The 23,398-nt window shown below is 65.3% G+C and carries 22 protein-coding genes; 12 read left to right on the top strand and 10 right to left on the bottom strand.

What is annotated here, in order from left to right:
* Positions 1 to 3: 3 nt before the first annotated feature.
* Together AC4ELS_RS09640 and AC4ELS_RS09635 are read right to left on the bottom strand one after the other, a co-directional pair.
* Positions 4 to 621 carry a cysteine hydrolase family protein gene (locus AC4ELS_RS09640; protein ID WP_499046914.1) on the bottom strand — a complete coding sequence of 206 codons (618 nt, stop codon included), beginning with the start codon at positions 619 to 621 and terminating at the stop codon, positions 4 to 6.
* Positions 618 to 1,634, bottom strand: coding sequence for a Rieske 2Fe-2S domain-containing protein (locus tag AC4ELS_RS09635; protein WP_499046911.1), 1,017 nt, complete (start codon positions 1,632 to 1,634; stop codon positions 618 to 620). Before AC4ELS_RS09635 ends, AC4ELS_RS09640 begins: the two co-directional genes overlap by 4 nt.
* A 220-nt stretch (positions 1,635 to 1,854) precedes the next feature.
* Between AC4ELS_RS09635 and AC4ELS_RS09630 the strand changes: the two genes are divergently transcribed.
* Entirely contained in the window at positions 1,855 to 2,193 is a 339-nt protein-coding gene (locus tag AC4ELS_RS09630; RefSeq protein ID WP_499046908.1) for a hypothetical protein, read from the top strand.
* Positions 2,194 to 2,270: 77 nt separating this feature from the next.
* The gene (locus tag AC4ELS_RS09625) at positions 2,271 to 2,705 is read left to right on the top strand and encodes a nuclear transport factor 2 family protein (protein ID WP_064887793.1); all 435 of its coding nucleotides are present in this window, start codon (positions 2,271 to 2,273) and stop codon (positions 2,703 to 2,705) included.
* Between the two features lie 62 nt (positions 2,706 to 2,767).
* Here AC4ELS_RS09625 and AC4ELS_RS09620 read toward each other — a convergent pair whose 3' ends face one another.
* Positions 2,768 to 3,709, bottom strand: coding sequence for an LLM class F420-dependent oxidoreductase (locus AC4ELS_RS09620; protein WP_499046907.1), 942 nt, complete (start codon positions 3,707 to 3,709; stop codon positions 2,768 to 2,770).
* Between the two features lie 90 nt (positions 3,710 to 3,799).
* On the opposite strand from AC4ELS_RS09620, the gene AC4ELS_RS09615 reads away from it, so the two are divergent.
* Genes AC4ELS_RS09615 through AC4ELS_RS09605 form a run of 3 tightly spaced genes read left to right on the top strand, consistent with a single transcriptional unit; the run spans position 3,800 to position 7,504 of the window.
* Positions 3,800 to 4,819 carry an NAD-dependent epimerase/dehydratase family protein gene (locus AC4ELS_RS09615; protein ID WP_498883540.1) on the top strand — a complete coding sequence of 340 codons (1,020 nt, stop codon included), beginning with the start codon at positions 3,800 to 3,802 and terminating at the stop codon, positions 4,817 to 4,819.
* On the top strand, positions 4,816 to 6,432 hold the full coding sequence (locus AC4ELS_RS09610) for a flavin-containing monooxygenase (protein WP_499046905.1): 1,617 nt from the start codon (positions 4,816 to 4,818) through the stop codon (positions 6,430 to 6,432). Before AC4ELS_RS09615 ends, AC4ELS_RS09610 begins: the two co-directional genes overlap by 4 nt.
* Positions 6,425 to 7,504: an alpha/beta hydrolase gene (locus AC4ELS_RS09605; protein ID WP_498883544.1), complete on the top strand. Its 1,080-nt coding sequence runs from the start codon at positions 6,425 to 6,427 to the stop codon at positions 7,502 to 7,504. Before AC4ELS_RS09610 ends, AC4ELS_RS09605 begins: the two co-directional genes overlap by 8 nt.
* Here the strand turns inward: AC4ELS_RS09605 and AC4ELS_RS09600 are convergent.
* Positions 7,487 to 8,095, bottom strand: a complete 609-nt coding sequence (locus AC4ELS_RS09600) for a TetR/AcrR family transcriptional regulator (protein ID WP_499046902.1) — start codon at positions 8,093 to 8,095, stop codon at positions 7,487 to 7,489. The two genes, AC4ELS_RS09605 and AC4ELS_RS09600, sit on opposite strands and share 18 nt — an antisense overlap.
* A gap of 68 nt (positions 8,096 to 8,163) precedes the next feature.
* Between AC4ELS_RS09600 and AC4ELS_RS09595 the strand changes: the two genes are divergently transcribed.
* From AC4ELS_RS09595 to AC4ELS_RS09585, 3 genes are read left to right on the top strand one after another with little or no spacing between them, the layout of a single operon-like run.
* Entirely contained in the window at positions 8,164 to 9,210 is a 1,047-nt protein-coding gene (locus AC4ELS_RS09595; RefSeq protein ID WP_499046900.1) for a phosphotransferase, read from the top strand.
* Positions 9,207 to 9,584, top strand: a complete 378-nt coding sequence (locus AC4ELS_RS09590) for a nuclear transport factor 2 family protein (protein WP_064957742.1) — start codon at positions 9,207 to 9,209, stop codon at positions 9,582 to 9,584. The genes AC4ELS_RS09595 and AC4ELS_RS09590 overlap by 4 nt, the downstream gene beginning before the upstream one ends.
* A gap of 28 nt (positions 9,585 to 9,612) precedes the next feature.
* Positions 9,613 to 10,659 (top strand): TIGR03857 family LLM class F420-dependent oxidoreductase, encoded by a 1,047-nt coding sequence (locus AC4ELS_RS09585; RefSeq protein ID WP_499046897.1) that lies wholly within the window; start codon positions 9,613 to 9,615, stop codon positions 10,657 to 10,659.
* Between the two features lie 45 nt (positions 10,660 to 10,704).
* Here AC4ELS_RS09585 and AC4ELS_RS09580 read toward each other — a convergent pair whose 3' ends face one another.
* Complete coding sequence (locus AC4ELS_RS09580; RefSeq protein WP_064887811.1) at positions 10,705 to 12,201, bottom strand: acyl-CoA carboxylase subunit beta; 1,497 nt, start codon at positions 12,199 to 12,201, stop codon at positions 10,705 to 10,707.
* Positions 12,202 to 12,357: 156 nt separating this feature from the next.
* On the opposite strand from AC4ELS_RS09580, the gene AC4ELS_RS09575 reads away from it, so the two are divergent.
* Both AC4ELS_RS09575 and AC4ELS_RS09570 read left to right on the top strand, forming a co-directional pair.
* Positions 12,358 to 13,413, top strand: a complete 1,056-nt coding sequence (locus AC4ELS_RS09575; protein ID WP_448448634.1) for an LLM class F420-dependent oxidoreductase — start codon at positions 12,358 to 12,360, stop codon at positions 13,411 to 13,413.
* A complete protein-coding gene (locus AC4ELS_RS09570; protein WP_064887815.1) occupies positions 13,410 to 14,645 on the top strand; it encodes a cytochrome P450 in 1,236 nt (411 codons plus the stop codon). The genes AC4ELS_RS09575 and AC4ELS_RS09570 overlap by 4 nt, the downstream gene beginning before the upstream one ends.
* A 78-nt stretch (positions 14,646 to 14,723) precedes the next feature.
* Here AC4ELS_RS09570 and AC4ELS_RS09565 read toward each other — a convergent pair whose 3' ends face one another.
* The 5 genes from AC4ELS_RS09565 to AC4ELS_RS09545 form a co-directional block, all read right to left on the bottom strand.
* Positions 14,724 to 16,010, bottom strand: coding sequence for an amidohydrolase family protein (locus AC4ELS_RS09565; protein WP_499046894.1), 1,287 nt, complete (start codon positions 16,008 to 16,010; stop codon positions 14,724 to 14,726).
* Positions 16,011 to 16,103: 93 nt separating this feature from the next.
* Positions 16,104 to 16,241, bottom strand: coding sequence for a CstA-like transporter-associated (seleno)protein (locus tag AC4ELS_RS09560; RefSeq protein ID WP_276028699.1), 138 nt, complete (start codon positions 16,239 to 16,241; stop codon positions 16,104 to 16,106).
* Positions 16,241 to 18,547, bottom strand: a complete 2,307-nt coding sequence (locus AC4ELS_RS09555; protein ID WP_064959210.1) for a carbon starvation CstA family protein — start codon at positions 18,545 to 18,547, stop codon at positions 16,241 to 16,243. Before AC4ELS_RS09555 ends, AC4ELS_RS09560 begins: the two co-directional genes overlap by 1 nt.
* A 114-nt stretch (positions 18,548 to 18,661) precedes the next feature.
* Positions 18,662 to 20,185 carry an ATP-dependent DNA ligase gene (locus AC4ELS_RS09550; RefSeq protein ID WP_448448638.1) on the bottom strand — a complete coding sequence of 508 codons (1,524 nt, stop codon included), beginning with the start codon at positions 20,183 to 20,185 and terminating at the stop codon, positions 18,662 to 18,664.
* A 21-nt stretch (positions 20,186 to 20,206) separates the two neighbouring features.
* Positions 20,207 to 20,587, bottom strand: coding sequence for a GatB/YqeY domain-containing protein (locus AC4ELS_RS09545; RefSeq protein WP_064880810.1), 381 nt, complete (start codon positions 20,585 to 20,587; stop codon positions 20,207 to 20,209).
* 232 nt (positions 20,588 to 20,819) lie between these two features.
* On the opposite strand from AC4ELS_RS09545, the gene AC4ELS_RS09540 reads away from it, so the two are divergent.
* Together AC4ELS_RS09540 and poxB are read left to right on the top strand one after the other, a co-directional pair.
* Positions 20,820 to 21,587 (top strand): SDR family NAD(P)-dependent oxidoreductase, encoded by a 768-nt coding sequence (locus AC4ELS_RS09540; protein WP_055112536.1) that lies wholly within the window; start codon positions 20,820 to 20,822, stop codon positions 21,585 to 21,587.
* A 71-nt stretch (positions 21,588 to 21,658) separates the two neighbouring features.
* Entirely contained in the window at positions 21,659 to 23,395 is a 1,737-nt protein-coding gene (gene poxB / locus AC4ELS_RS09535) for a ubiquinone-dependent pyruvate dehydrogenase (RefSeq protein ID WP_448448640.1), read from the top strand.
* Positions 23,396 to 23,398: the final 3 nt, after the last annotated feature.

Genomic DNA, 23,398 nt, shown 5'->3' with positions numbered 1-23,398 from the left:
CGGTCAGCGCTGCCAGGCGTGCAGCAGGTCGTCGGTCGTGGTGACGGTAGCGAGCAGGGACAAGGTGTTGTCGATGACCGCGTCGGCATAGGCCGTCGGAATTCCGGCCACCGCATCGCGCGGCAGCACCACCCGGTATCCGGCGTTGACCGCGTCCATCACCAGGTTGATGATCGCGATGTTCACCGAGACACCGACGGCCACGATGGTGCTCACGCCGAGGTTGCGAAGAACGGCGTCCAGGTCGGTGCCGCCCATCGGTCCCAGACCGTGCCAGCGGGACAGGACGAGATCTTCTGGCTCCGGGCCGAACTCGGGAAGAAGGGTGGCGCCGGGCGTGCCGGGCAGGATGCCGACGTCGTTGCGGCCGATGGCGAAGATCTTGGCGTTGTGGTTGGAGCCCAACCCGTCCGGGCGTCGTTGCACCAGACAGTGCACCACTCGGGCCGAGGCGGCCCGCGCCGCCGGTAGCAGCCTGGCGATGTTGGGCAGCGCCTCCCGGCGCGCCTCGTCGGCGAGGGCGGCCAACCCCGCGTCGGGACCGACCACAGCGCCCTGGCATTCCTGGGTGACGATCGCGGTGTGCTCGGGTGCGACCAGTTCTTTCAGATCGGGTCTCATACGCCGGCGACAGCGTTCTCGACCGGAGGCACCTCGTAAAACTGGGTCGCCCACTTACGCATGGCCATATACGGTTTCGCGTCGATCTTGGCGAGTGGCGGATGCTCGACGTACTTCTGGTAGCGCCAGATGTCGCAGTCCTCCCACACGGTCTTGAGGAACTGCTTCTCGACCTTTGCCCGCACCTGCTCGGGAGGAACATCGGAGGTCTCGCCCGGAACCTTCGGCCACCAGATCGAATAGAACATGTCAGACACATCGTCGTCGACCGGGGTGCAGGCGAAGATCAACCGGTGGTTCGACGACCCCTCGAAGGCGCTCATTGCGAAGCCGAGGCCGGAGAAGTGGCTGTGAATCCGCAGCGCCATCTTGTCTGGATCGTCGCTGCGGGCGTCGGGCCAGCCGGTCAGGAACCGCCATTCCTCGTCGACATGCTCCCAGTGCAGGCACACCGGCGTGACCGTCGCACCGTGAACATAGCGGAAATGTGAACTGTCGGGCCCATTTTCAGCCACGATCTGTGGATGGACCGGGATCGCGTCGGCCCGGCTGGAGAACTCCGGGTATGGCCGGTAGTACGCATTCGGGTCGGTGTCGAACTGCGGGAACTTGTGGAAGATGTCGGGCAGTTCCCACTGCGGTTCCTTGCCCTCGGGCTGGTACCACATGAAGATGCAGCCGTACTGCTCCTTGACCGGGTAGGACCGCAGTCGCAGGCCACGGTTCGGCTTGTCGGGTTGATACGGGATGTAGGTGTTGTTGCCTTCGGGGCCCCACCGCCAGCCGTGGAACGGACACTCGACGCAGTCACCGACGACCTTGCCGCCGTGACCGATGTGGGCACCCAGATGCTTGCAGTGGGCTTCCAGCACATGCAGCTCGCCGGACTCGTCGCGGTAGGCGGCGAGGTCCTCACCGAAGTACTTCAGTGCCTTCACATCGCCGACCTCGTACTCAGCCGACCAGCCGATCATGAACCAGCCGGTGACCTTCCAGGTGAACGGCACTTTCATGGCCCGCTGCCTCCCGTTTCACTGCTCGCGCGATACGTACGGAAGACATTACAGTATCCATTTCTGCACCGGAAGCGCCGGACGACGACGTGCGTGTCCAACCCGAAAAATTCCCGTCTCAGGCCGACCCGGGGAGCGCCTAGGGTTGGAACGTCAATGATGAATGTCGTTCATGTTTTTCAGGGCATGGTTAGGGGTAGGCGTGGGTCCGGATTTCTCAATGGTCGATTCTGTGCAGAAGGCCGAGGAGCTCTATGCGCAAGGCCAATTGGAGCTAATGCTGCTCTTGCCTGCCGAATTCGGTGGAGGAGACTTCGACCAGAACGTGGTGTACGTGCCGGTGGGCTTCACCGCGGCCAAGGCGGAGATCGACAACAACGTCATCTCTCCGCTGATCCAGGAAGGAAAGGTGCAGGCGTATTCGGCAGTGCCTGAGTACGAGGGCGCCAGCTTCGTACCCATCGCCATCCAGATATCTGCTTGGCACCCCGACTCCCCTGAAACAAGCACGGTCGCCGGAACTCTCGCCGCGTGGGGGTCGGCTCTCGAGCGCGGCTGATTCGGGGACGACCGGCCACGGATCGTAACTGAGGTGCTTACCGTATAGTTCGCCGCAGTCGATCAGGAGGTGACCCGTTGTCCGACGACATCGAGGCGATCAAGCAGCTCAAGGCCCGCTACTGCCGGTTTCTGGACACCAAGGACATCGACGCCTGGCGCGCATTGTTCGTCGACGACGTCGTGGTGACACTCGACATGGCCGTCTCGACCGGCGGCGCCGATCCGCAGACGGCGCCTCCGCTGAAGAGCTTCGATGAGTTCTTTCCGGTGGTGTGGGGCGGCGTCGAGAATGCGGCGACAGTGCACCATTGCCACACCCCGGAGATCATGCTGACCTCCGACACGACGGCAACGGGTATCTGGGCCATGGAGGACATGTTGTTTTTCGCCGACGGCAATGAGTTGCACGGGGCCGGCCACTACCATGAGACCTACGAAAAGCGTGACGGCACATGGCAGATCACCAGTCTGCACCTAACCCGTACCTTGCTGAAGTTCAAGACCGGCTAGGCGGTGAATCGTCCGCGTGAGTAACGCTGTGGCGAATTATCTGGCCGAGCACTGCCGTGGTGTTACCTGCGTGCACCCGAGACACCCTGGTCGGCAACGAGATTCATCGCCTCGCCAAACGCCTTGATGTAGTCGAGCGCGGCGGCCGGGCTGCTGCCGTCCACGTGCACCACGGCCCAGGTGGCGCCGTGGCCGGCGAGCTCGGCAAGAACCTCCTGCGCGTGGCGCAGCGAGGTCGCGTCGTCCAGATCGGTGTGTGGACACACCACCTGGATGTCGGCGGACGACGGGTCACGACCGGCATCGGCGAGTCGCTCGCGCAAGCGCTGTACGGCGGTGCCGAACTGGTCGGCGTTCTCGATGGCGGTGGTCCGCATGGTCGACGCCATGCCTGCCGCGGTGATGATGGGCATCCATCCGTTGCCGTGCTCGACCACACGCCGGATCGCGGCGGCGCCGTTCCCGCCGATCCAGAGCGGGGGATGGGGCTGCTGAGCCGTGCGCTGCAGCGCAACGGGTCCGACCGCCCCGAAATCCTGTCCGGAAAACGGTGTTTCGGGATCCGTCCAGATGGAACGCAGCGCCGCCAACGCTTCGTCGAGCAGTTCGGCGCGACGGTCGATGTCCACGCCCACTGCCGAGAACTCGGATCGCAGGTAGCCCGCACCGACGCCCGCGATGAGTCGGCCACCGGAGATCAGGTCCAGGCTGCCCAGTGCCTTGGCTGACAGGTACGGGTTCCGGAAGGGGAGCACGTAGAGGTTGGTCATCAACCGGATGTGCGAGGTGGCTGCCGCCATGAAGCTCAGCGCGGCGATCGGGTCGAGTGTGTTGTGGCCCCCGTTGTTCCGCCACTTGACCGAGGGGGCCGGATGCTCGCTCAACGCGATCGCCGAGAACCCCGCCGCTTCAGCCTGGGTGGCTACCGCGCGGATGGCCTCGGGTTGCAGGAAATCGTCAGGTGCGGTGGGCAGCTCGCTGGGGTATTCCAGGGTGTACTTCATCGATCTCCCCGTTTCTGACCCATTCTCGGGACGCTACTGAAAGCGTTACCGTAACATCGATCGCCAATTACCGATTCGGATGGAGTGGTGATGGATCGCCGGCGAAAAGTACTGGTCATGGGCGCGAGCGGAAACGTGGGTGCCTGTGTCACCCGCCAGCTTGTCGAGCGCGGTGACGACGTGCGGGTACTGCTGCGACGGAGCAGTTCGACGAAGGGTATCGAGGGCGTCGAGGTAGAACGCTGCTACGGAGACATCTTCGACACCGAGGCGGTGACGGCTGCGATGGCCGACCGCGACGTGGTGTTCTACTGCGTCGTCGACACCCGCGCACATCTGGCTGATCCCACGCCACTTTTCAATACGAACGTCGAGGGCCTGCGCAATGTCCTGGACGTCGCGGTAAATGCGGACCTGCAGCGTTTCGTGTTCCTCAGTACCATCGGCACGATCGCCGTCGGTGACGACGGGGCAACCGTCGACGAGGACACCCCGTTCAACTGGGCAGGTAAGGGCGGCCCCTACATCGAATCCCGCCGTCGGGCTGAAGATCTGGTGCTGTCGTACGTGCGCGAGCGTGGGCTGCCGGCCGTGGCGATGTGCGTGTCCAACCCGTACGGTCCGCCTGACTGGCAGCCCAGGCAGGGTGCGCTCGTCGCAATGGCGGCGTTCGGACAGTTGCCGGTCTACGTCAGAGGCGTGGGCTCGGAGGTGGTCGGAATAGACGACGCTGCCGATGCTCTCATTCGGGCCGCGGAACGGGGCCGGATCGGCGAGCGCTACATCGTCTCCGAAAGGTATATGTCCCAACGGGAAATGTTCACCACGGCCGCGGAGGCGGTCGGTGCCCGACCGCCCAGATTCGGAATACCGATGGCTCCGCTCTATGCCTTCGGGTGGTTGGCCGGTATGTCGAATCGATTGTTCGGCACCGACTTCCCGATGAACCTTACGGCGGCGCGGCTGATGTGGCTGACCTCGCCGGCCGATCACGGGAAGGCTGCCCGCGATCTGGGTTGGAAGCCCGCTCCTACCGCCGAATCGATCAGCCGGGCAGCACAGTTCTACGTCGACCGGAAGAGCCGCAACGAAAAGGTCATCGACTTGTGAGCGCCACAGATTTCGATGTGATCGTCGTCGGCGCCGGATTCTCCGGCTTGTATGCACTACATCGCCTACGAGATCAGGGCCTGCGGGTGCGGGTCCTGGAGAAGGCGGATGACGTCGGCGGCACCTGGCTGGTCAACCGGTACCCGGGCGCCCGCTGCGACATCGAGAGCATCGAATACTCCTACAGCTTCAGCGAGGAGATCCAGCAGGAGTGGGTGTGGACGGAGACGATGCCGGCGCAGCCTGAAATCGAGGCGTACCTGAACTTCGTCGCCGACCGGCTGGACCTTCGCCGTGACATCGCCTTCGGTACCGAGGTCGTGGCCATGACCTTCGACGAAGGCGCCGCGCAGTGGACGGTCACCACCGCCGAAGGCCAGGTTCTACGCACACCGTTCGTGGTCGCCGCCACCGGAATCCTCTCGGTGCCACTGGAACCCGACATCCCCGGGATGGCCCGATTCACCGGCACCTCGCTGTATACGAGCCGCTGGCCGCGCGAGGGTGTCGACCTCACCGGCAAGCGGGTCGGGGTGATCGGCACCGGCTCCACCGGTGTGCAGCTGATACCGGTGGTGGCGGGGCAGTGTGAACATCTCGCGGTGTTCCAGCGGTCCCCGGCGTTCACGCTGCCGTGGCAGGTCCGGTCCTTCGAACCTGGGGATCTCGACGCGCTCAAGGCTGACTATGCGGCCATCCGCGCTGCGCAGCGGGAACATCCGGTCGGGGCGGCGCGGCTCAGCGCCTTCTCGGTGCTGCTCGAGATGCTGGTCCGACCGCCGGTGAAATCCGCTTCACCCGAGGAGAAACGACGCGCGGTCGAGGAACACGGCGTGATGGGCGCGCTCAACTGGGGTGATGTCTTCTTCGACATCGACGCCAACCGGATGGCCACCGAGCTCTACGGGCAAGCCGTGGCCCGCATCGTCTCAGATCCGCAGACCGCGGCGTCGCTGACACCGAGCCATCCGTTCGCGTGCAAGCGGCCCATCATCGACCAGGGCTACTACGAGACGTACAACCGTGACAACGTCACGCTGGTCGATCTGCGCAAGGGCGCCATTCGTGAGGTGACGGCGACCGGGATCTCCACCGAACAGGGTGACTTCGATCTCGATGTGATCGTGTATGCCACGGGATTCGACGCCATGACCGGGGCGTTGAGCCGGATCGACGTGCGGGGTCGCGACGGCATGGTGCTGGGGGAGTACTGGTCCAAGGCGGGCGCACTGTCTTATCTGGGCGTGGCGGTGGCCGGGTTCCCGAACCTGTTCACCATCCAGGGACCGGGAAGTCCCTCGGCGGCAACGAACTTCGTAGCAGCACTGGAGCAGCATGTGGAGTGGATCGCGGACTGCATCGGGTACCTGAGGTCCAATGGGCGCCGGAGCATCGAGGCGACGCCGCAGGCGCAGGACGAATGGGTCGAGCACACCACGGCGCTCGTGGAGCCCACGGTGCTGATGGATCCGAGCTGCAACTCCTGGTACAACGGCGGCAACGTGCCCGGTAAGAAGCGGATGTATCTCGGCTACACTGCGGGCATCCCCGAATACCGTCGCCGCTGTGACCAGATAGCCGCTGACGGGTATACGGGATTCACCGTTGCATAGGGCCGTCCGGATCGCGTGGGAGCTGGGTGGCGTGGTGCCGCGCTCGGTGGGCGCGCTGGCCGGGCAATGGAATCCATTGTCGGTCAACGGCCTTCGTCAACTCGGTGAGGTCACTCTCGACGAGCTCGTCGTCACCGGTATGACGCTGACCGGTCCACCGCCGGAGCTTCCCCGTCCACTGGGCGAATACCAGTGGGCAGCCGACCAACTCGGCTTACTCGGTATCGACGCGGCGCACCCGAAGCCAGATGCTCTGCAGGTCAAACACATCCGGCCACGTAGGTTCGGTGCGCTGACGTTCGAGGAACTGGTCTTCGACCACGAACCCGCCCTGCCCGCCTCGGTGCTGGCCGACGGGCACGGTGGCGTCGCCACGGCAAGAGCGCGGCTGTACCGGAGTGGAGACGACGCGCGACCCTGGCTGATCTGGGTGCACGGGGCGGGCCAGGGCGACCCGATGGACCTCCTCGTTGCCCGGGTGCGTCGTCTGAGGGACCTCGGCTTCAACGTCGCCTTACCCGTGCAGCCGGGGCACGGGCCGCGGCGCCGGTCCTGGCCGGAGTATCCGGCTCGGGATCCGCTGGCCAACGTGGCCGGCATGATGCGGGCGGTGTCGGAGGTGCGGGCGCTGATCGGTTGGCTGGAACCACAGGCGTCGTCGATCGCGGTGGCCGGCTTGTCGCTGGGCAGCGCGGCGGCGGCGCTGGTGTCGCATCTCGACGCTCGGGTGGACGCGGTGGCGCTGTACACGCCGATCCTCGGCCTCAACACGATGATCGGGATGCACCTGGGACGCTGGGGATCGGCGGGGCAGCAGTCGGCGCGCCAGTTGCAGTCAGCCACGGTGGCGGCGATGACCTCCGTGATCGACCCGCTGCGTACCCGACCGTGTGCCGAGCGGCGTCTGATCGTGGGCGCCTGGCATGACCGGATGGCAATGCGCAGTTCGGCCCTGGCCATGCACGAGCAATGGGGCGGCGAACTCTACTGGCACGACGGAAGCCATGTGGGGCACCTGTTCTCCGGTGCGGTGCAGGATGCGACCGAGCGGTTCTTAACGACCGTAGCTTGACGTGATCCGGGCCCGTACGCAGTCGATCTCGTGGTCGAGATCGTGGTCCTCGGGCAGGACCACCCACTGGAACGCGATCCCGAAGATCGATCCGGTGATGTCCCGCGACGCCATGTCGACGTCGATGTCGGGGCGCAGTGAACCGTCGGCGATACCGGTGCGTAGCCCGGCTTCGATCTTGACGGCTGCCCCGGCCAACTGTGCGCGCACCCCGTCGCGCAGCGGCGACGTGGTTTTCACCGCTTCGAATGCCGACACGAACATGGCCCTTGTCACCGCGGCATCCTCGGCATGAATTTCCTGCACGCGGTGGAAATGCGCGAGCACCTGCTGCAGCCCGGTGGCGCCCGGTTCGGGATCTGGGTTCAGGCGCGCCACGTACACCTCCTGGAAGGCGTCGAGGATGGCGTCCTTGCTGCCGTAGCGGGCGTGCACCATGGCCCGGCTGTACCCGGCTCGTCGTCCGATCTCAGCGGCAGTCGTTGCTTCCCAGCCCTTTTCGACGATCAACTCAGCGGCAGCCTGCAGCAGCCGACGCGAGGACTGTTCCACGCGCTCCGGCTGGGTGAGGCCCTGCGCTGGGGAAGGCACCCTTGCATATTAGACGGTCGACAACTAACTTAGTTGTTCAGCGTCAAATTTGTGTGCGGAGGTCGACGATGACATCAGTCGCAGTGCCGGTTTCCGGACCGGTGCCCAAGGGCATCGAGGAGGTGACCGCGTCCTGGTTGACCGAGGCGCTGGGCACGAAGGTGACGGCAGTGCGGGCCGAGCGGATCGCGCTGGACACCGGCTTCTCCGCTGCGCTGTACCGGATCCATCTGAACGGATCCGATGATGTTCCAGAGACTTTGATCGTCAAACTGCCCGCCGACTCGTTGGCGCGTGGCGGCATGGAGATGCTTGGGGGTTACCACCGCGAACTGTACTTCTACCGGCATGTCGCGCCAGATGCGCCCATCGCAACGCCGCACTGCCACGTCGCTCGCATGTCGGGACCCGACTTCGTGCTCGTGCTCGAAGATCTGCGGGACTGGGAGAACGCTGACCACCTGGCCGGGCTGTCGCTACCGCGCGCCCAACTCTGTATCCAGCAGTTGGCCGGCCTGCACACCTGGTCGGCCGACGTCGATGAGGCTGTACTGCAGGAATTCCCGAGCATTGACAGCACGTTGACCCGGGACTTGTTCCTACCCGCCTTTGCTCCTGGTTGGCAGCTCTACCGGGACCACACGCGCCGGCCGGTGCCTGCAGCCACCGCCGCGTTCGCCGAGCGGTTCGCCGATCTCGCACCCGCCGCGCTTACCGCGCTCGCGGACCGAAACATGCTGCTGCACGGAGATATCCGGGCTGACAACATGTTCTTTCGCGAAGATGCTCTCAAGGTGGTCGACTTTCAGCTGACGGTCCGCGGCGCGGGTGCGGCCGATATCGCGTATCTGGTCAGCCAGGGTCTGCCGACCGAGGTGCGTCGCGGCCGGGACGAGGAGCTGGTGCGTGAGTACGTCAGCCAGGTTGACGGGTACACGTTCGACGAGGCGTGGCGGCATTACCGTCTCGCGACCGCGCTGCTGCTGTACATGCCGGTGGTCGCCCTGCTCACCTGGGATGTCGCGCCCGAACGGTCCCGGCAGCTGTGCCTGACCCTCATCGACCGGGCTGTCGCGGCGATCGAAGACATCGACGCCCTTGAGGTGTTCGCGTGACTGTTCGCACTGCGCGCGAAGTGGTCGAACAGTACAACTGGGTGGTCTGGAACGAGAAGGACTTCGCCCTTGCCGATGAACTGTTGGGAGAGACCGTCACCCGCCACGATGTAGGCGAGGCGAAGGTGCTCACCCACGAAGAGGCGGTGAACAGGGTGATCGAACACTGGGCGATGTTCGACACGATCCGGTTCGACCTCAACCTGGTCGTCGCCGGTGACGACGGCGAGCACGTGGCGATCGTTTATGAATCCCCGATGACGTTTCCTGACGGTAACGCCATGACGGTCAGCAGCATGGAGATCTTCCGGGTGGTCGACGGCCGGATCACCGAAGTGTGGAACTGTGGTTACAAACAAGGAGTTTGGGTATGACCGACGAGCGCTTGCGCGAGGAGCCGAAATGACCGACCGATTCCTGGACGAACTCGGTTACTACCTGCTTGCCGGTGCAGGCGGTGAAGGCCCGGCCACGTTGATGGACGAGGCGCGCCGCGGCGAGGAACTCGGCTTCGGCACCGCATTCATCTCGGAGCGGTGGAACGTCAAGGAAGCCTCCTCGCTCGTCGGCGCTGCCTGTGCGGTAACCGATCGGATGCAGATCGCCACGGCGGCAACCAATCACAACACTCGACACCCCCTGATCACCGGATCGTGGGCCACCACGATGCACCGGTTGTCCCGGGGCCGATTCACGTTGGGCATCGGGCGCGGCGTGGCGACCATGTACAACGCGTTCGGGGTTCCCGCGGTGACCACCGCGCAGATGGAGGACTTCGCACAGGTCATGCGCAAGCTGTGGCACGGCGAGGTTGTGTTCAATCACGACGGCCCGATCGGCAAGTATCAGGTGCTGTTCCTCGACCCCGACTTCAACGAGGACATCCGGTTGGCGATCGTGGCCTTCGGTCCGCAGACACTGGCGCTGGGTGGGCGGGAGTTCGACGACGTCATCCTGCACACCTACTTCACCCCCGAGACGCTGCAACGCGCGGTCAGGACCGTCAAAGACGCCGCCGAGCAGGCCGGCCGCGACCCCGACAGTGTGCGGGTGTGGTCGTGCTTCGCCACCGTGGGCGATCACCTGCCCGAGGAACTGCGCCTGAAGAAGACCGTGGCCCGGCTCGCCACCTACCTGCAGGGCTACGGCGACCTGTTGGTGAGCACCAACGGCTGGGATCCGGCAGTGCTGCAACGCTTCCGGGAAGACTCCGTCGTCACCTCGATACCGGGCGGCATCGACCACAAGGCCAGCGCCGAGCAGATCGAGCACATCGCCACGCTGATCCCCGACGAGTGGTTGGAGCCGTCGGCCACCGGATCGGCGAGCCAATGCGTGGACCGCATCCGCAAGGAATTCGACTACGGTGCCGATGCCGTGATCATGCACGGGGCCACCCCGGACGAGCTCGAGCCGATCGTCACGGAGTACCGCGCCACCAAGGTTTGACCCGCGAGAAGTCCCCCGCAAGCGGGGGACTTCTCGCGGAAGGCGTTACGGCGTGATCACGGTGCGCGACACCGGTTCCGCGACTGCTTGACGGCTGAAGATGCCGTGCTGCAGGGTGACCAACAGGGCATTGCGGGTCTCCTCGGGGGAGATGAGCTCGTCGAAACCGAGGTGGCCTGCTGACCGGAACGATGCCTCGAGTTCCATCCGCTTGAGCACCTCGGTGTAATCCTCGCCGGCATGGGTGGCGGCGCTGAGCGCCGCCGCACCCATCGCACCCATCGTCGCGCCGGGATAGGCGAACGTCGCGACCTGGTCGTCGAAGCCCAGCAGCGACATCACCATCGAGCCGAAGCCGAAGGCCTTACGCAATGTCACGTGCAGTTTGAGGGTGGTGGCGGCAGTCTGGGCGGCGAACATCCGCGCTCCGCTGCGCAGCACGCCGCTGCGTTCGGACTGGCTGCCCGGCAGCATGCCGGGATTGTCGGCGAGGAACACGATCGGCAGGTGGAACGAGTCGGCCACGGTGATGAAATGGGCTGCCTTGTCGGCGGCATCGGCATCGATCGAACCGGCCATCACCTGTGGCTGGTTTGCCACCACCGCGACCGGATAACCGCCCAGATGGGCGAGAGCACAGATGATCGCGCGGCCGAATTTCGGCTGGACCTCGAACCAATCGGGCCGGTCGAAGATCTCGTCGATCACCGCGCGCATGTCGTAGATCTGGCGGTTGTCGCGGGACACGATATCGAGAATCTCCGGGGTGAGCCTCGGGTCTGCGGTGTCGTCGGCAAGCCGCGTCGGCGGGTATGACCATGCACTGGACGGGAAATACGACAGGTAGCGCCGGATATCGTCGATGACCGTCTCGTCGTCCTCGGCGTAGTTATGAATCACACCGCTGGCCAGTGCCACGTTCGGGCCGCCGAGATCCTCCTTCGAAATGTCCTCTCCGGTGGACTCTTTCACCACAGGCGGCCCGGCGGTGAAGATCGCTCCCTGATGGCTCATGATGCTGAAGTCGCACACCGGGGCCACCAGGGCACCATGGCCGGCGGACGGACCGAGGATCGCCGATACGGTGGGCACCTTTCCCGAGCATTTCGCCTGGGCGATCAGATCGGTCGGGGTCCGTCCGTAGTGCTCGCCGCTGGGGCGGAAACCTGCGCCCTCCAACAACATCACGAGTGGAATCTTGTTGCGCAAGGCCAACTCGGCGAGTCGATACCGTTTGGCGTTTCCGCCCGGGCCGATACTGCCGGCCAGCGTGGTGAAGTCCTCGGCCCCCACCATCACCGGTGTGCCGTCGATGCGGCCCGCACCGGCGACGAGGCCATCGGCGGCGATGTCGCCCCCGACCAGCGTCCCGAACTCCTGAAAAGTGCCGGGATCCAGCAGCCGCGCGATCCGCGCACGGGCGTCGAGCTTGCCCTTGCCGTGGTGCTTGGCCAACCGCTCGGGACCACCCATGCCGTGGGTGTGCTCGCGTCGACGAGCCAGGTCCTCGAGCGTTTCCTTCCACTCCGGGTCGTTCGTCATGCCGGCGTCCTTGTCATGCCACTGTCCTCACTTGTTGCGCAGTGCCCTAGGGGCCTCAGCGTACCGCCGTTGACCATACTGAATTGCTTACTGTAGCGTCGATCAGGTGGGGTGTTTGTGCATGATCGAAGAAGCTGGCAAAGGTGCGAGCCGCCGATGAGCGACCCAGTTCCCCGCGACGTCAAGATCGATCGAGGCGTCCCCAGTCGGTTGGCCGATGTCCCGGACATCGCACGTGAGCTCGAGGCCAGCGGTTACGACGGATGTTGGACCGGCGAGATCAACCACGACCCGTTCCTGCCGCTCGCGCTCGCGGCCGAGCACACCGAACGGATCCAGATCGGCACCAGCATCGCGGTGGCTTTCGCGCGCAATCCGATGACCATGGCTCAGCTGGGTTGGGATCTGCAGACCTACTCGGGCGGACGCTTCATCCTTGGCCTGGGCACCCAGATCCAGCCGCACATCGAGAAGCGTTTCAGCATGCCGTGGAGTCACCCGGCGCGCCGCATGCGCGAGTACATCGAAGCGCTGCACGCGATTTGGCAATGTTGGCGTGACGGCACCAAGTTGAGGTTCGAGGGCGAGTTCTACACCCACAAGATCATGACGCCGATGTTCACCCCGGAACCGTCGACGCTGCCGTTCCCCAAGGTGTTCCTGGCCGCTGTCGGTGAACTGATGACCGAGGTGTGCGGTGAGGTGGCCGACGGACTGCTGGCGCACGCGTTCACCACGCGGCGGTATCTGGACGAGGTGACCACGGTCGCGTTGCAGCGCGGAATGGACCGCGCCGGGCGCGACCGTCGTGACTTCGAGCTGTCTTGCCCGGTCTTCGTCGTCACCGGCGCCGACGAACGGGAGATGGCCGCGGCGTCGGTCGCCACCCGCAAACAACTCGCGTTCTACGGCTCGACGCCGGCCTACCGCAAAGTCTTGGACCTGCACGGCTGGGGTGATCTGCACACCGAACTGCACCGGCTCTCGCTGGATGGCCAGTGGGACGCGATGGGCGAGCTCATCGACGACGAGGTGCTCGCCACGTTCGCCGTGGTGGCACCGATCCCCGAATTGGCCGCCGCACTGCGGCGCCGCTGCGACGGCGTCATCGACCGCGTGCTGCCCGGCTTTCCCGCCGCTGTATCCCCGGAAACTGTCAACGCGGTGTTGCAGGAGTTTCGCGAATGCCCGCCAGTGAGGAGCAAAGTATGACCGTCCGCACCATTGACGATATCGCCAAGATGTTCGCCAACCCGTCGGCGTACGCCGACGAGGTGACTCTTCACGCGGACCTGACCCACCTCCGAGCCAACGCCCCAGTGTCCTGGGTCGAGGTGCCCGACTATGCCCCCTTCTGGGCGATCACCAAGCATGCGGACATCATGGAGATCGAGCGTGCCAACGACATCTTCACCAACTCTCCGCGCCCGGTGCTGGTCACCCGCGAGGGCGACGAGCAGCAGGCCGCGATCGGCATCCGGACGTTGATCCACACGGACGATCCGCTGCACCGCGATCTGCGGGCCATCGGAGCCAACTGGTTTCGGCCAAAGGCCATGCGCGCGTTGAAGGATCGCGCCGATGAACTGGCCAAGCGGTTCGTCGACAGAATGGTCGACGAAGGACCGGAATGCGATTTCGTGCAGCAGGTAGCCGTGAATTATCCGCTGTACATGATCATGACGCTGCTCGGTGTGCCCGAGTCCGACTTCGCGTTCATGCTCAAGCTCACACAGGAACTGTTCGGCAGCGACGACGACGAGTTCAAGCGCGGCACCAGCATGGAAGAGCAGGGCATGGCGCTGCTCGAGATGTTCCAGTACTTCACCGAGCTGACCGCCTCGCGTCGGGCGAATCCGACCGACGACCTGGCCTCGACGATCGCCAACGCCACGCTGGACGGGGAGCCGCTGTCCGATATCGACACGGTTTCCTATTACGCGATCATCGCCGCTGCCGGCCACGACACCAGCAGTGCCAGCATTTCCGGCGGTATGCACGCGCTGCTGCAGAATCCCGACCAGCTGGCCCGGCTGCAGAACGACATGAGTCTGATGCCGCTGGCGGTCGAGGAGATGGTCCGGTGGACGACACCGGTCAAGGAGTTCATGCGTACCGCGCAACAGGACTACGAGATTCGCGGTGTACGCATCGCCAAGGGCGAGTCGGTGCTGCTGTCGTATGTCTCGGGCAACCGTGACGAGGACGTCTTCGTCGATCCGTTCCGCTTCGACGTCGGGCGAGATCCCAACAAACACATCGCGTTCGGCTACGGTGTGCATTTCTGCCTCGGTGCCGCACTGGCCCGGCTGGAGATCAACAGCTTCTTCTCCGAACTGCTGCCGAGGCTGCGCTCCGCAGAACTCGCCGGCGAACCGCAGCACATGGCCACCACGTTCGTGGGCGGTCTCAAGCACCTGCCGGTGCGGTACTCGCTGCGCTAGCCACGCCGAGCAGACACAAAACTGCCCCTTTTCGCATGAAAAGCGGCAGTTTTGTGTCTGCTCGCGGGAAAACGGGCCCTAGTCGGAACCCGAGTTTCCCCGCGCCGCGGCGTGCAATGCGTCGCCGCGGGAGCCCTGCTCGTGATGGCTCAAGGCCTGGATCGAAACATCATGGCCCTCAGCGGCTTTGCGCAGAGCCCCGACCGTGGCCTGCTCGCGCGGGATGTGGCTGAACGGATCGAACGAGTACCACCGCATGGCGTTCTCGTGGGTCATCTTGTTGATCTCGTCGTCAGGCACGTTGTTCTCGGTCAGCACGTCCCACAGCTCTTCGGGCGCGCCCGGCCACATCGAATCGCTGTGCGGGTAGTCGGCCTCCCAGCAGATGTTGTCGACGCCGATCTTGTCACGCAGGGCCACACCCACCGGGTCGGAGATGAAGCAGGTCAGGAAGTGCTCGCGGAACACCTCGCTGGGCAGCTTGCCGCCGAAGTTCTGATGGGTCCACGTCGAGTGCATCTCGTAGGTGCGGTCGACGCGCTCCAGGAAATACGGAATCCAGCCGGTGCCGCCCTCGGACAGTCCGACCTTGAGATCCGGGTAATCCTTGATGGGCTTGGACCACAACAGATCCGCCGCGGCCTGCACGATGTTCATCGGCTGCAAGGTGATCATCACGTCCAGTGGTGCGTCCGGGGCGGTGATGGCCAGCTTGCCCGAAGACCCGATGTGCACGTTCAGCACGGTGTTGGTGTCGCACAACGCCTTCCACAGTGGCGTCCAGTAGTCGTCGTGGAAGCTGGGGTATCCCATGGCCGCCGGATTCTCGGTGAACGTCAGGGCATGCACGCCCTTCTTGGACACGCGCCGCACCTCGGCGGCGCACAACTCGGCATCCCAGATCACCGGAATCGCCATCGGGATGAAGCGGGCCGGATAGGCGCCGCACCATTCGTCGATGTGCCAGTCGTTGTAGGCCTGGACCAGGGCCAGGGAGAACTCGGGATCCTCGGTGGCGAACAGGCGGCCGGCGAAGCCGGGGAAGGACGGGAAGCAGATCGAGCCGAGGATGCCCCCGGCATTCATGTCCTTGACGCGCTCGTCGACGTTGTAGCAGCCCTTGCGGATCTCATCGAGACCCTGGGGCTCCAGACCGTACTCCTCCTTGGGCCGGCCGGCGACCGCGTTCAGCGCGACATTGGGGATCACGATGTCGCGGAACTGCCAGGTGTCGCTGCCGTCGGGGTTGTGCACCAGGCGTGGTGCCTCGTCGGCGTATTTCTTGGGCAGGTGGTTCTTGAACATGTCAGGTGGTTCGACGATGTGATCGTCCACGCTGATCAGGATCATGTCGTCTTTATTCACGAAACGCGCTCCATTCACGACGGCCTTACCGTATGGACGACAGTTTAGCCGGGCGTGGCAGGTTCAGGCCAGGCGATCAGCAGATTCGCCGACTCAGCAGCAGCGTGCGCCGGGATTGGCCTCGGTGTTGCGGTGCCGCATCTTCCAGTAGTCGCGCTCGGACAGCACCGGTTCGTCCGGATGCGTCCGCTCCCGATGCGCTACGTAGCGCCGGTAGTGGTTGTCACCCATCAATGTTGACCAGTACCAGCCGATGTGGCGTGCGGCCTGGCGTGTGCTCCGGGTAAGGCGTCCCACTGCTTCTGCACCTCCTTCTCAACCTGGGTGGGTATCAGTCCCGAGGGTGCGAAGATGCGCGACGGCACCTCCTCATCCACGGCCAGCGGCCTCGCGGCGCCGCGCAGCGCCTGCAGCGCCATCACCACACCCGCGATGAACACGATCAGCACCAGCACGGCGAAGACGATCGACAACGTGCCCTGGATGAAGGTGTTGCGGATGACGGCGTCGATCTGATCGGGGGTCTTCGCTGCGCCGAACGTCGACTTTCCAGCCTCCTGGGCCGCGACGTACTGCGAATGCTGCTTCCAGTAACCGACTTTCGGGTCGGCGGAGAAGATCTTCTGCCACGATGCCGTCATCGTCACCGTCAGATCCCACAACAACGGAAGCCCCGGTATCCAGGCCCACTTCACCAAGCCGCGTTTGATCACCACGACGGTGACCACCGTCAATGCGATCGCGGCCAGCAGCTGGTTCGCGATGCCGAACAGCGGGAACAAGGTGTTGATGCCGCCCAGCGGATCTGTCACACCCATCAGCAGGATGGAACCCCACGCGGCGACCACGATGATCGAGCAGGCCCACGCTCCGACGCGCCAGCTGGGATCGCGCAACTTCTTCAGCGGCCCACCGAGATTGCCGAGGCCGTCGGACAGCATGAACCGGGCCACCCGGGTGCCGGCGTCGACGGTGGTGAGGATGAACAACGCCTCGAACATGATCGCGAAGTGGTACCAGAACGCCTTGAGGCTCTCTCCACCGAACACCTGGTGGAGCACCTCGGACATGCCGAAGGCCAGGGTGGGAGCGCCGCCGGTGCGCGACACGATCGACTGCTCGCCGACGCCATCGGCGGCTGCGGTGATCTCCTGCGCAGTGATCGGCTGACCGGACAGGCCAAGGCCGTTGACGTAATCGGCCGCGGTCTGTGCGGTGGTGCCGGTGGCCGCCGTCGGCGCGTTGATCGCGAAGTACAGGTGCTGGTTGAGGATCGCCGCGGTGATGAGGGCCATGATCGCGACGAACGACTCGGTGAGCATGCCGCCGTAGCCGATCAGCCGCATCTGGCTTTCCTTCTCCAGCAACTTGGGCGTGGTGCCCGAGGAGATCAGCGCGTGGAAGCCCGACAGTGCACCGCAGGCGATGGTGATGAACAGGAACGGGAACAACGAGCCGGCGAACACCGGGCCGGTGCCGCTGGCGGCGAACTGCGAAATCGCCGGTGCCTGCATCACCGGGCGCGCGATCAGTATGCCGATGGCCAGCAGGGCAATGGTGCCGACCTTCATGAACGTCGACAGGTAATCGCGCGGGGCCAGCAGGAACCACACCGGCAACACCGAAGCGGCCAGGCCGTAGATGATGATGCACCACGAGAGGGTGACCTTGGAGAGCGTGAACCAGTCAGCACCCCAGTCGGTTTCGGCCACCCAACCTCCGGAGATCACCGCGAGCAGCAACAGTGCGACGCCGATCAGGGACACCTCCGACACGCGGCCGGGGCGGAAGAAGCGCAGATACAGACCCATGAAGATGGCGATCGGAATCGTCATCGCGATCGAAAACACGCCCCAGGGACTCTCGGCGAGCGCGTTGACCACGACCAGGGCCAGCACCGCCAACAGGATCACCATGATCACCAGCACGCCGACGATCGCGGCCACGCCACCGACCAGGCCGAGCTCGTCGCGTGCCATCTGCCCCAGCGAGCGGCCGCGGCGGCGCACCGAGATGGACAGCACCAGGTAGTCCTGGACGCAGCCGGCCACCACCGCGCCGATGATGATCCAGATGGTCCCGGGCAGATAGCCCATCTGCATGGCCAGCACCGGGCCGACCAGCGGGCCCGCTCCGGCGATCGCGGCGAAGTGATGACCGAACAACACGCGCCTGTCGGTCGGCATGTAGTCGGTGCCGTTCTCGAAAAGCTCAGCCGGAGTGGCATTGTCGTCGCGAGGCCGAACAATCTTCATCTCGATCAGCCGGGCGTAGAACCGGAATCCGATCACGTAGGTGCAGATCGCGGCGATCACGAACCAGACCGCGTTCACGGTCTCACCGCGGAAGAAGGCGATGACCGCCCAGGCCACTGCGCCGAGAACCGCGACCGCCGCGAAGATCGCCTTGTGTTTGACGGTGATCGGAGAGCGGTCGACGATCGCCACCGGCGGAAGATCTTTGTCGGTGCGGATGTAGGTGATGTCGCCGTCGTGGTCCTCGATGCGATCCGCCGGTGGGGCATCTGGTGTTGCCACGGTCTCTCCTTGCTCGCCCAGTGTCATACGCGTCGGGTGTGATCTTTTCATCGAGCCAAACAGGACGGCATCGAATCCCGGTTTCCGCACCCTAACGAGGTGAACGGCGCCGCGTCAGGTGAGGAATGCGCGCACGGTGTCGATCGTGTCGGCTTCGCCCGGGGTTTTGTCGTCTCGATAGCGCAGGACCCTGGCGAACCGCAGCGCGACACCGCCCGGGTAACGGCTCGAGCGCTGGACGCCGTCGAAGGCGATCTCGACGACCTGCTCGGGCCGGACGGTGACTACCCAGCCGTCGTCGTCGACCTGCAGTTCCCGGAAGCGCTCGGTCTGCCATGCCAGCACCGCGTCGGTCATGCCCTTGAAAGTCTTGCCCAGCATCACGAATCCACCGGTGTCCGGATCACGTGCGCCCAGATGGATGTTGGACAGCTTGCCGGTGCGTCGGCCCGACCCCCATTCCACTGCCAGCACCACCAGGTCCAGGGTGTGCACCGGTTTGACCTTGAGCCAGCCTGCGCCGCGACGGCCGGCCTCATACGGTGCCGTCGGCGACTTCGCCATCACGCCCTCATGGCCGGCGGCCAGGGTGCGGTCCAGGAAGTCCTGCGCGACCGCGCCGTCTGAGGTGACGACGCGGTCGACGCGCCGGTCCTGAGGTACCAGCGCATCGAGTGCGGTCAGCCGCTGCCCGGTGGGCAGGTCGAGCAGATCCTTGCCATCGATGTGCAACAGATCGAAGAAGAACACCGACAGCGGTTCGAGGTCAGTTGCGTTCTTGCGGCCGAACCGGGCGGCGGTGACCTGAAACGGCTGTGGGCGCCCGTCGGCCCGCAGCGCGATGGCCTCCGCGTCGGCGATCAGATCGGTGGCCTGCAGGGCCAGTGCCGCCGCGACCACCTCGGGCAGTCGGTGGGTGACGTCGTCGAGGCTGCGGGTATAGATCGAGACCTCCGAGCCGCTGCGGTGGATCTGTACGCGCGCGCCGTCCAGCTTGGCCTCCAGAACCGCTGTACCGCCGAGCCGTTCGAGCGCGTCGACGACACCGGTGGCGGTCTGTGCGAGCATCGGCCCGACCGGACGGCCGACCTGCAAACTGAACTCGGCCAGGGCGGCCCGGCCACCGGTGAGCGCCGCCGCGGCCACCGCTGGTAGGTCACCGGCCAGCATGGCCGCACGCCGGACCTCGACCGCCGGGATGCCGGATGCACGGGCCACCGCGTCCGCCATCACGCCTGCCAGGGCGCCCTGACGCAACTCGCCGCCAAGGAGCCTCCGGAGGAACGTCTGCTCTGTGTCGGTGGCCGCCGCGAAAAGGTCGCGCACCGAATCGGCGCGCAGCGACTGAGAGCCCTTGCCCGCGATTCCTTTGATGTCGGTGAATGCGGTGTCGACGCTGCTGATGGTCAACGTGGGGACCTCCGCCGGCGCCGGCAGTGAGCGCAGAGCGGCCCAGCCGACACCGATCTGGCGTTGGGGGAGTTCCCCGGACAACCAGGACACCGTGACCGCCACCGTGCGGGCGTGCCCCTGCGTGGCGGCCACCGACAGCAGTGCAGCGATACGTTCGATCTTGGCCAGTCGCGCCGAGGCGGCCGCGATGTCGGCGGATGCGGCGGCGACGTCAGCGAGCAACACGCCTTCAGCGTGCCACGGAGCTCAGACACCCTCCGGCGGTTGGCCGAGAACCTGGGCCAGGACAGCGGCCTGCGATTGCAGCTCCGACGCCCGTTCGTGATGCCCGTTCGCGATGTATCCGCTTGCCGCCGAAAGCCGTTCATCGATCTCGGCCCGGAGGAGGTCGCGCACCTCGTCGTCGCTGAGAACTCGGCGCGCCACCTCCGTGGAGCCGACGCCCGACACCGCGCCGGCGATCGCTCCGCCGATGCGGGTATCGGTCTGATCGGCCTGCGGTGTCTCGGCGTTGTCGATGGCGCTCAACGCCGACCGGATCGCGGCGGTGCGGTTGGTGTCGCGGGCCTTGCGTGCCGACAGCAGGGATTCGCGGAGACGGTCGCGCCAAAGCTCTGCCGGGGTCATGGCAGGCGAACCTATGCGGTCTCGGAGGCGGCGTCGAGGGATTTACGCACGGTCAACGACGGCGAACGTGCGGCGCGCGTCGACGAAATGCGGCGTGTCGGGGGACAAACCCGCACGCTCGCGGTGCAAAGGGTGGCCCAGGGAACCAGCACATCGAACCCGAAAGGCTTACGGGAAGGGTTGATGGGATAGGTTGCTTTACGATTTCGGTCATTTTTGGAAAGGAAGCTAGATGGAGATCGAAGGCAAGAAGGCTATCGTCGTCGGCGGCGCGTCGGGCTTCGGCCGCGCGACCGCTGAGGCACTGGCCAAGCGCGGCGCCAGCGTGGCTGTACTGGACCGGCCGCAGTCCAAGGGCCAGGAAGTGGCCGACGCGATCGGCGGTTCGTTCTTCGCGGTCGACGTCACCGACTTCGACGGCACCGAGAAGGTGCTGGAAGAGGCTGTCGCGGCACTGGGTGGTCTGCACATCATCGTGACCACCGCAGGTGGCGGCATCGGCGAGCGCACCATCAAGAAGGACGGTCCGCACAGCCTGGATTCGTTCCGCTCCACCATTGACCTCAACCTGATCGGCACGTTCAACATCAGCCGGCTCGCCGCCTGGCACATGAGCAAGAACGAACCCGTCGACGAAGAGGCCGAAGAGCGCGGCGTCATCATCAACACCGCCTCCATCGCGGCGTTCGAGGGCCAGATCGGCCAGGTCGCCTACACCGCGTCCAAGGCTGCCATCGCCGGGATGTGCCTGACCATGGCGCGCGACCTGGGCAGCCTGGGTATCCGCGTGCTCGCCATTGCACCGAGCCTGTTCGCCACCGGCCTGACCGAAGGTATCCCCGACGAGTTCGCCGCGGTGCTCACCAAGGACGCCGCGTTCCCCAAGCGTCTGGGCAAGCCCGAGGAGTACGCCAAGCTCGCCGTGGCGATCGCCGAGAACCCGATGCTCAACGGCCAGTGCCTGCGCTTGGACGCCGGCCAGCGCTTCGCCCCCAAGTAGAGTGAATTCCGGCGTGATCGATGGCGCTCAGCGTCACCGATCACGCCGGGAATCGCATACCGGGAGGCGTCATGGCGACGATCGCAGACCAAGTCATCTCCGCACTGTCGTTGAGCGGGGTACGGCGGGTCTACGGACTTCCCGGTGACAGTCTCAACGGATTCACCGACGCCATCCGGCGCAGCGGCGAGATCAGCTGGCAGCACGTCCGCCACGAGGAGACCGCCGCGTTCGCCGCGGCCGCCGACGCCGCGCTGACCGGCCAGCTGGCGGTGTGTGCGGGCAGTTGCGGCCCGGGCAATCTGCACTTGATCAACGGGCTGTTCGACGCCCAGCGCAGCCGGGTCCCGGTGCTGGCCATCGCCGCCCACATCCCACGCACCGAGATCGGGTCGGAGTACTTCCAGGAAACCCACCCGCAGGACCTCTTCCGCGAGTGCAGCGTCTACTGCGAACTGGTCAGCACCCCCGAGATGGCGCCGCGCATCCTGGAGATGGCGATGCGAGCGGCCGTCGAGGACAACGGGGTCGCCGTCGTCGTCATCCCCGGCGAGATCTTCCTGCAGCGCACGGGGGAGACCGCCTGGGCGACCTGCCCGGTGCGGCCGACAAGATCGATCGTGCGTCCCGATGACGAGTCGGTGCGTCGAGCCGCCGACATTCTCAACGCCGCAGAGCGCGTCACGATCCTGGGCGGCGCGGGCGTGGCCGGTTCGCATGATGCCCTGATCGAGCTGGCCGCCACGCTGCAGGCGCCGATCGTCCATGCGTTGCGCGGCAAGGAATTCATCGAGTACGACAACCCGTTCGACGTCGGCATGACGGGGCTGCTCGGTTTCGCCTCCGGGTACAAGGCCATCAAAGAGGCCGACACGCTGTTGATGCTTGGCACGGACTTTCCCTATCAGCAGTTCTATCCCGAGGCCGCCACCGTCATCCAGGTCGACATCCGCGGCCGCAATCTCGGCCGGCGCACCCCGATCGATCTCGGGCTGCGCGGCAGTGTCGCCGACACCCTGGCTGCACTGCAACCGCTGTTGCGACCCAAGACCACTCGCGAGCACCTCGACCGGTCGCTACGCCACTACCGCAAGACCCGCGCCACGCTCGACTCGTTGGCCGTCAACGATCGTGACAAGACCCCGATCCGCCCGGAATATGTTGCTGCACTGGCCAACCGGTTGGCCTCCGAGGATGCGGTGTTCACCTGTGACGTCGGGTCACCGGTGGTGTGGGCGGCCCGGTACGTGACCATGAACGGCCGGCGCAGGCTGATCGGTTCTTTCAACCACGGCACCATGGCCAACGCGCTGCCGCACGCCATCGGTGCGCAGACCGCGTTCCCGGGCCGGCAGGTGGTGGCCTTGGCCGGGGACGGTGGACTGACCATGTTGTTCGGCGAGCTTGTCACGCTGAGCCAGAACAAGCTGCCGGTGAAGCTGATCGTGTTCAACAACTCGTCGCTGAACTTCGTCGAGCTGGAGATGAAGGCCGCGGGCATCGTCACGTTCGGCACCGACCTGGTCAACCCGGACTTCGCCGCGGTGGCCCAGGCCATGGGCATGTTCGGCCGCCGTGTCACCGAACCGGGTGAGTTGGAACGGGCCCTGACCGACGCCTTCGCTCATGACGGCCCCGCGCTCGTCGACGTGCATACCGCACGTCAGGAGCTGTCGATACCGCCGGCGATCACCGTCGAACAGGCAAAGGGCTTCTCGCTCTATGCAATTCGCACCATTCTGGCTGGGCGCGCCGACGAACTCCTGGACCTGGTCACCACCAACGTCGCCCGTCGCATCCTGGACTGATGG

The organism is Mycobacterium shunyiense, assembly GCF_058270035.1.
The sequence above is the reverse complement of the archived record's forward strand: the minus strand, read 5'-3'. Positions and strand labels throughout refer to the sequence as shown.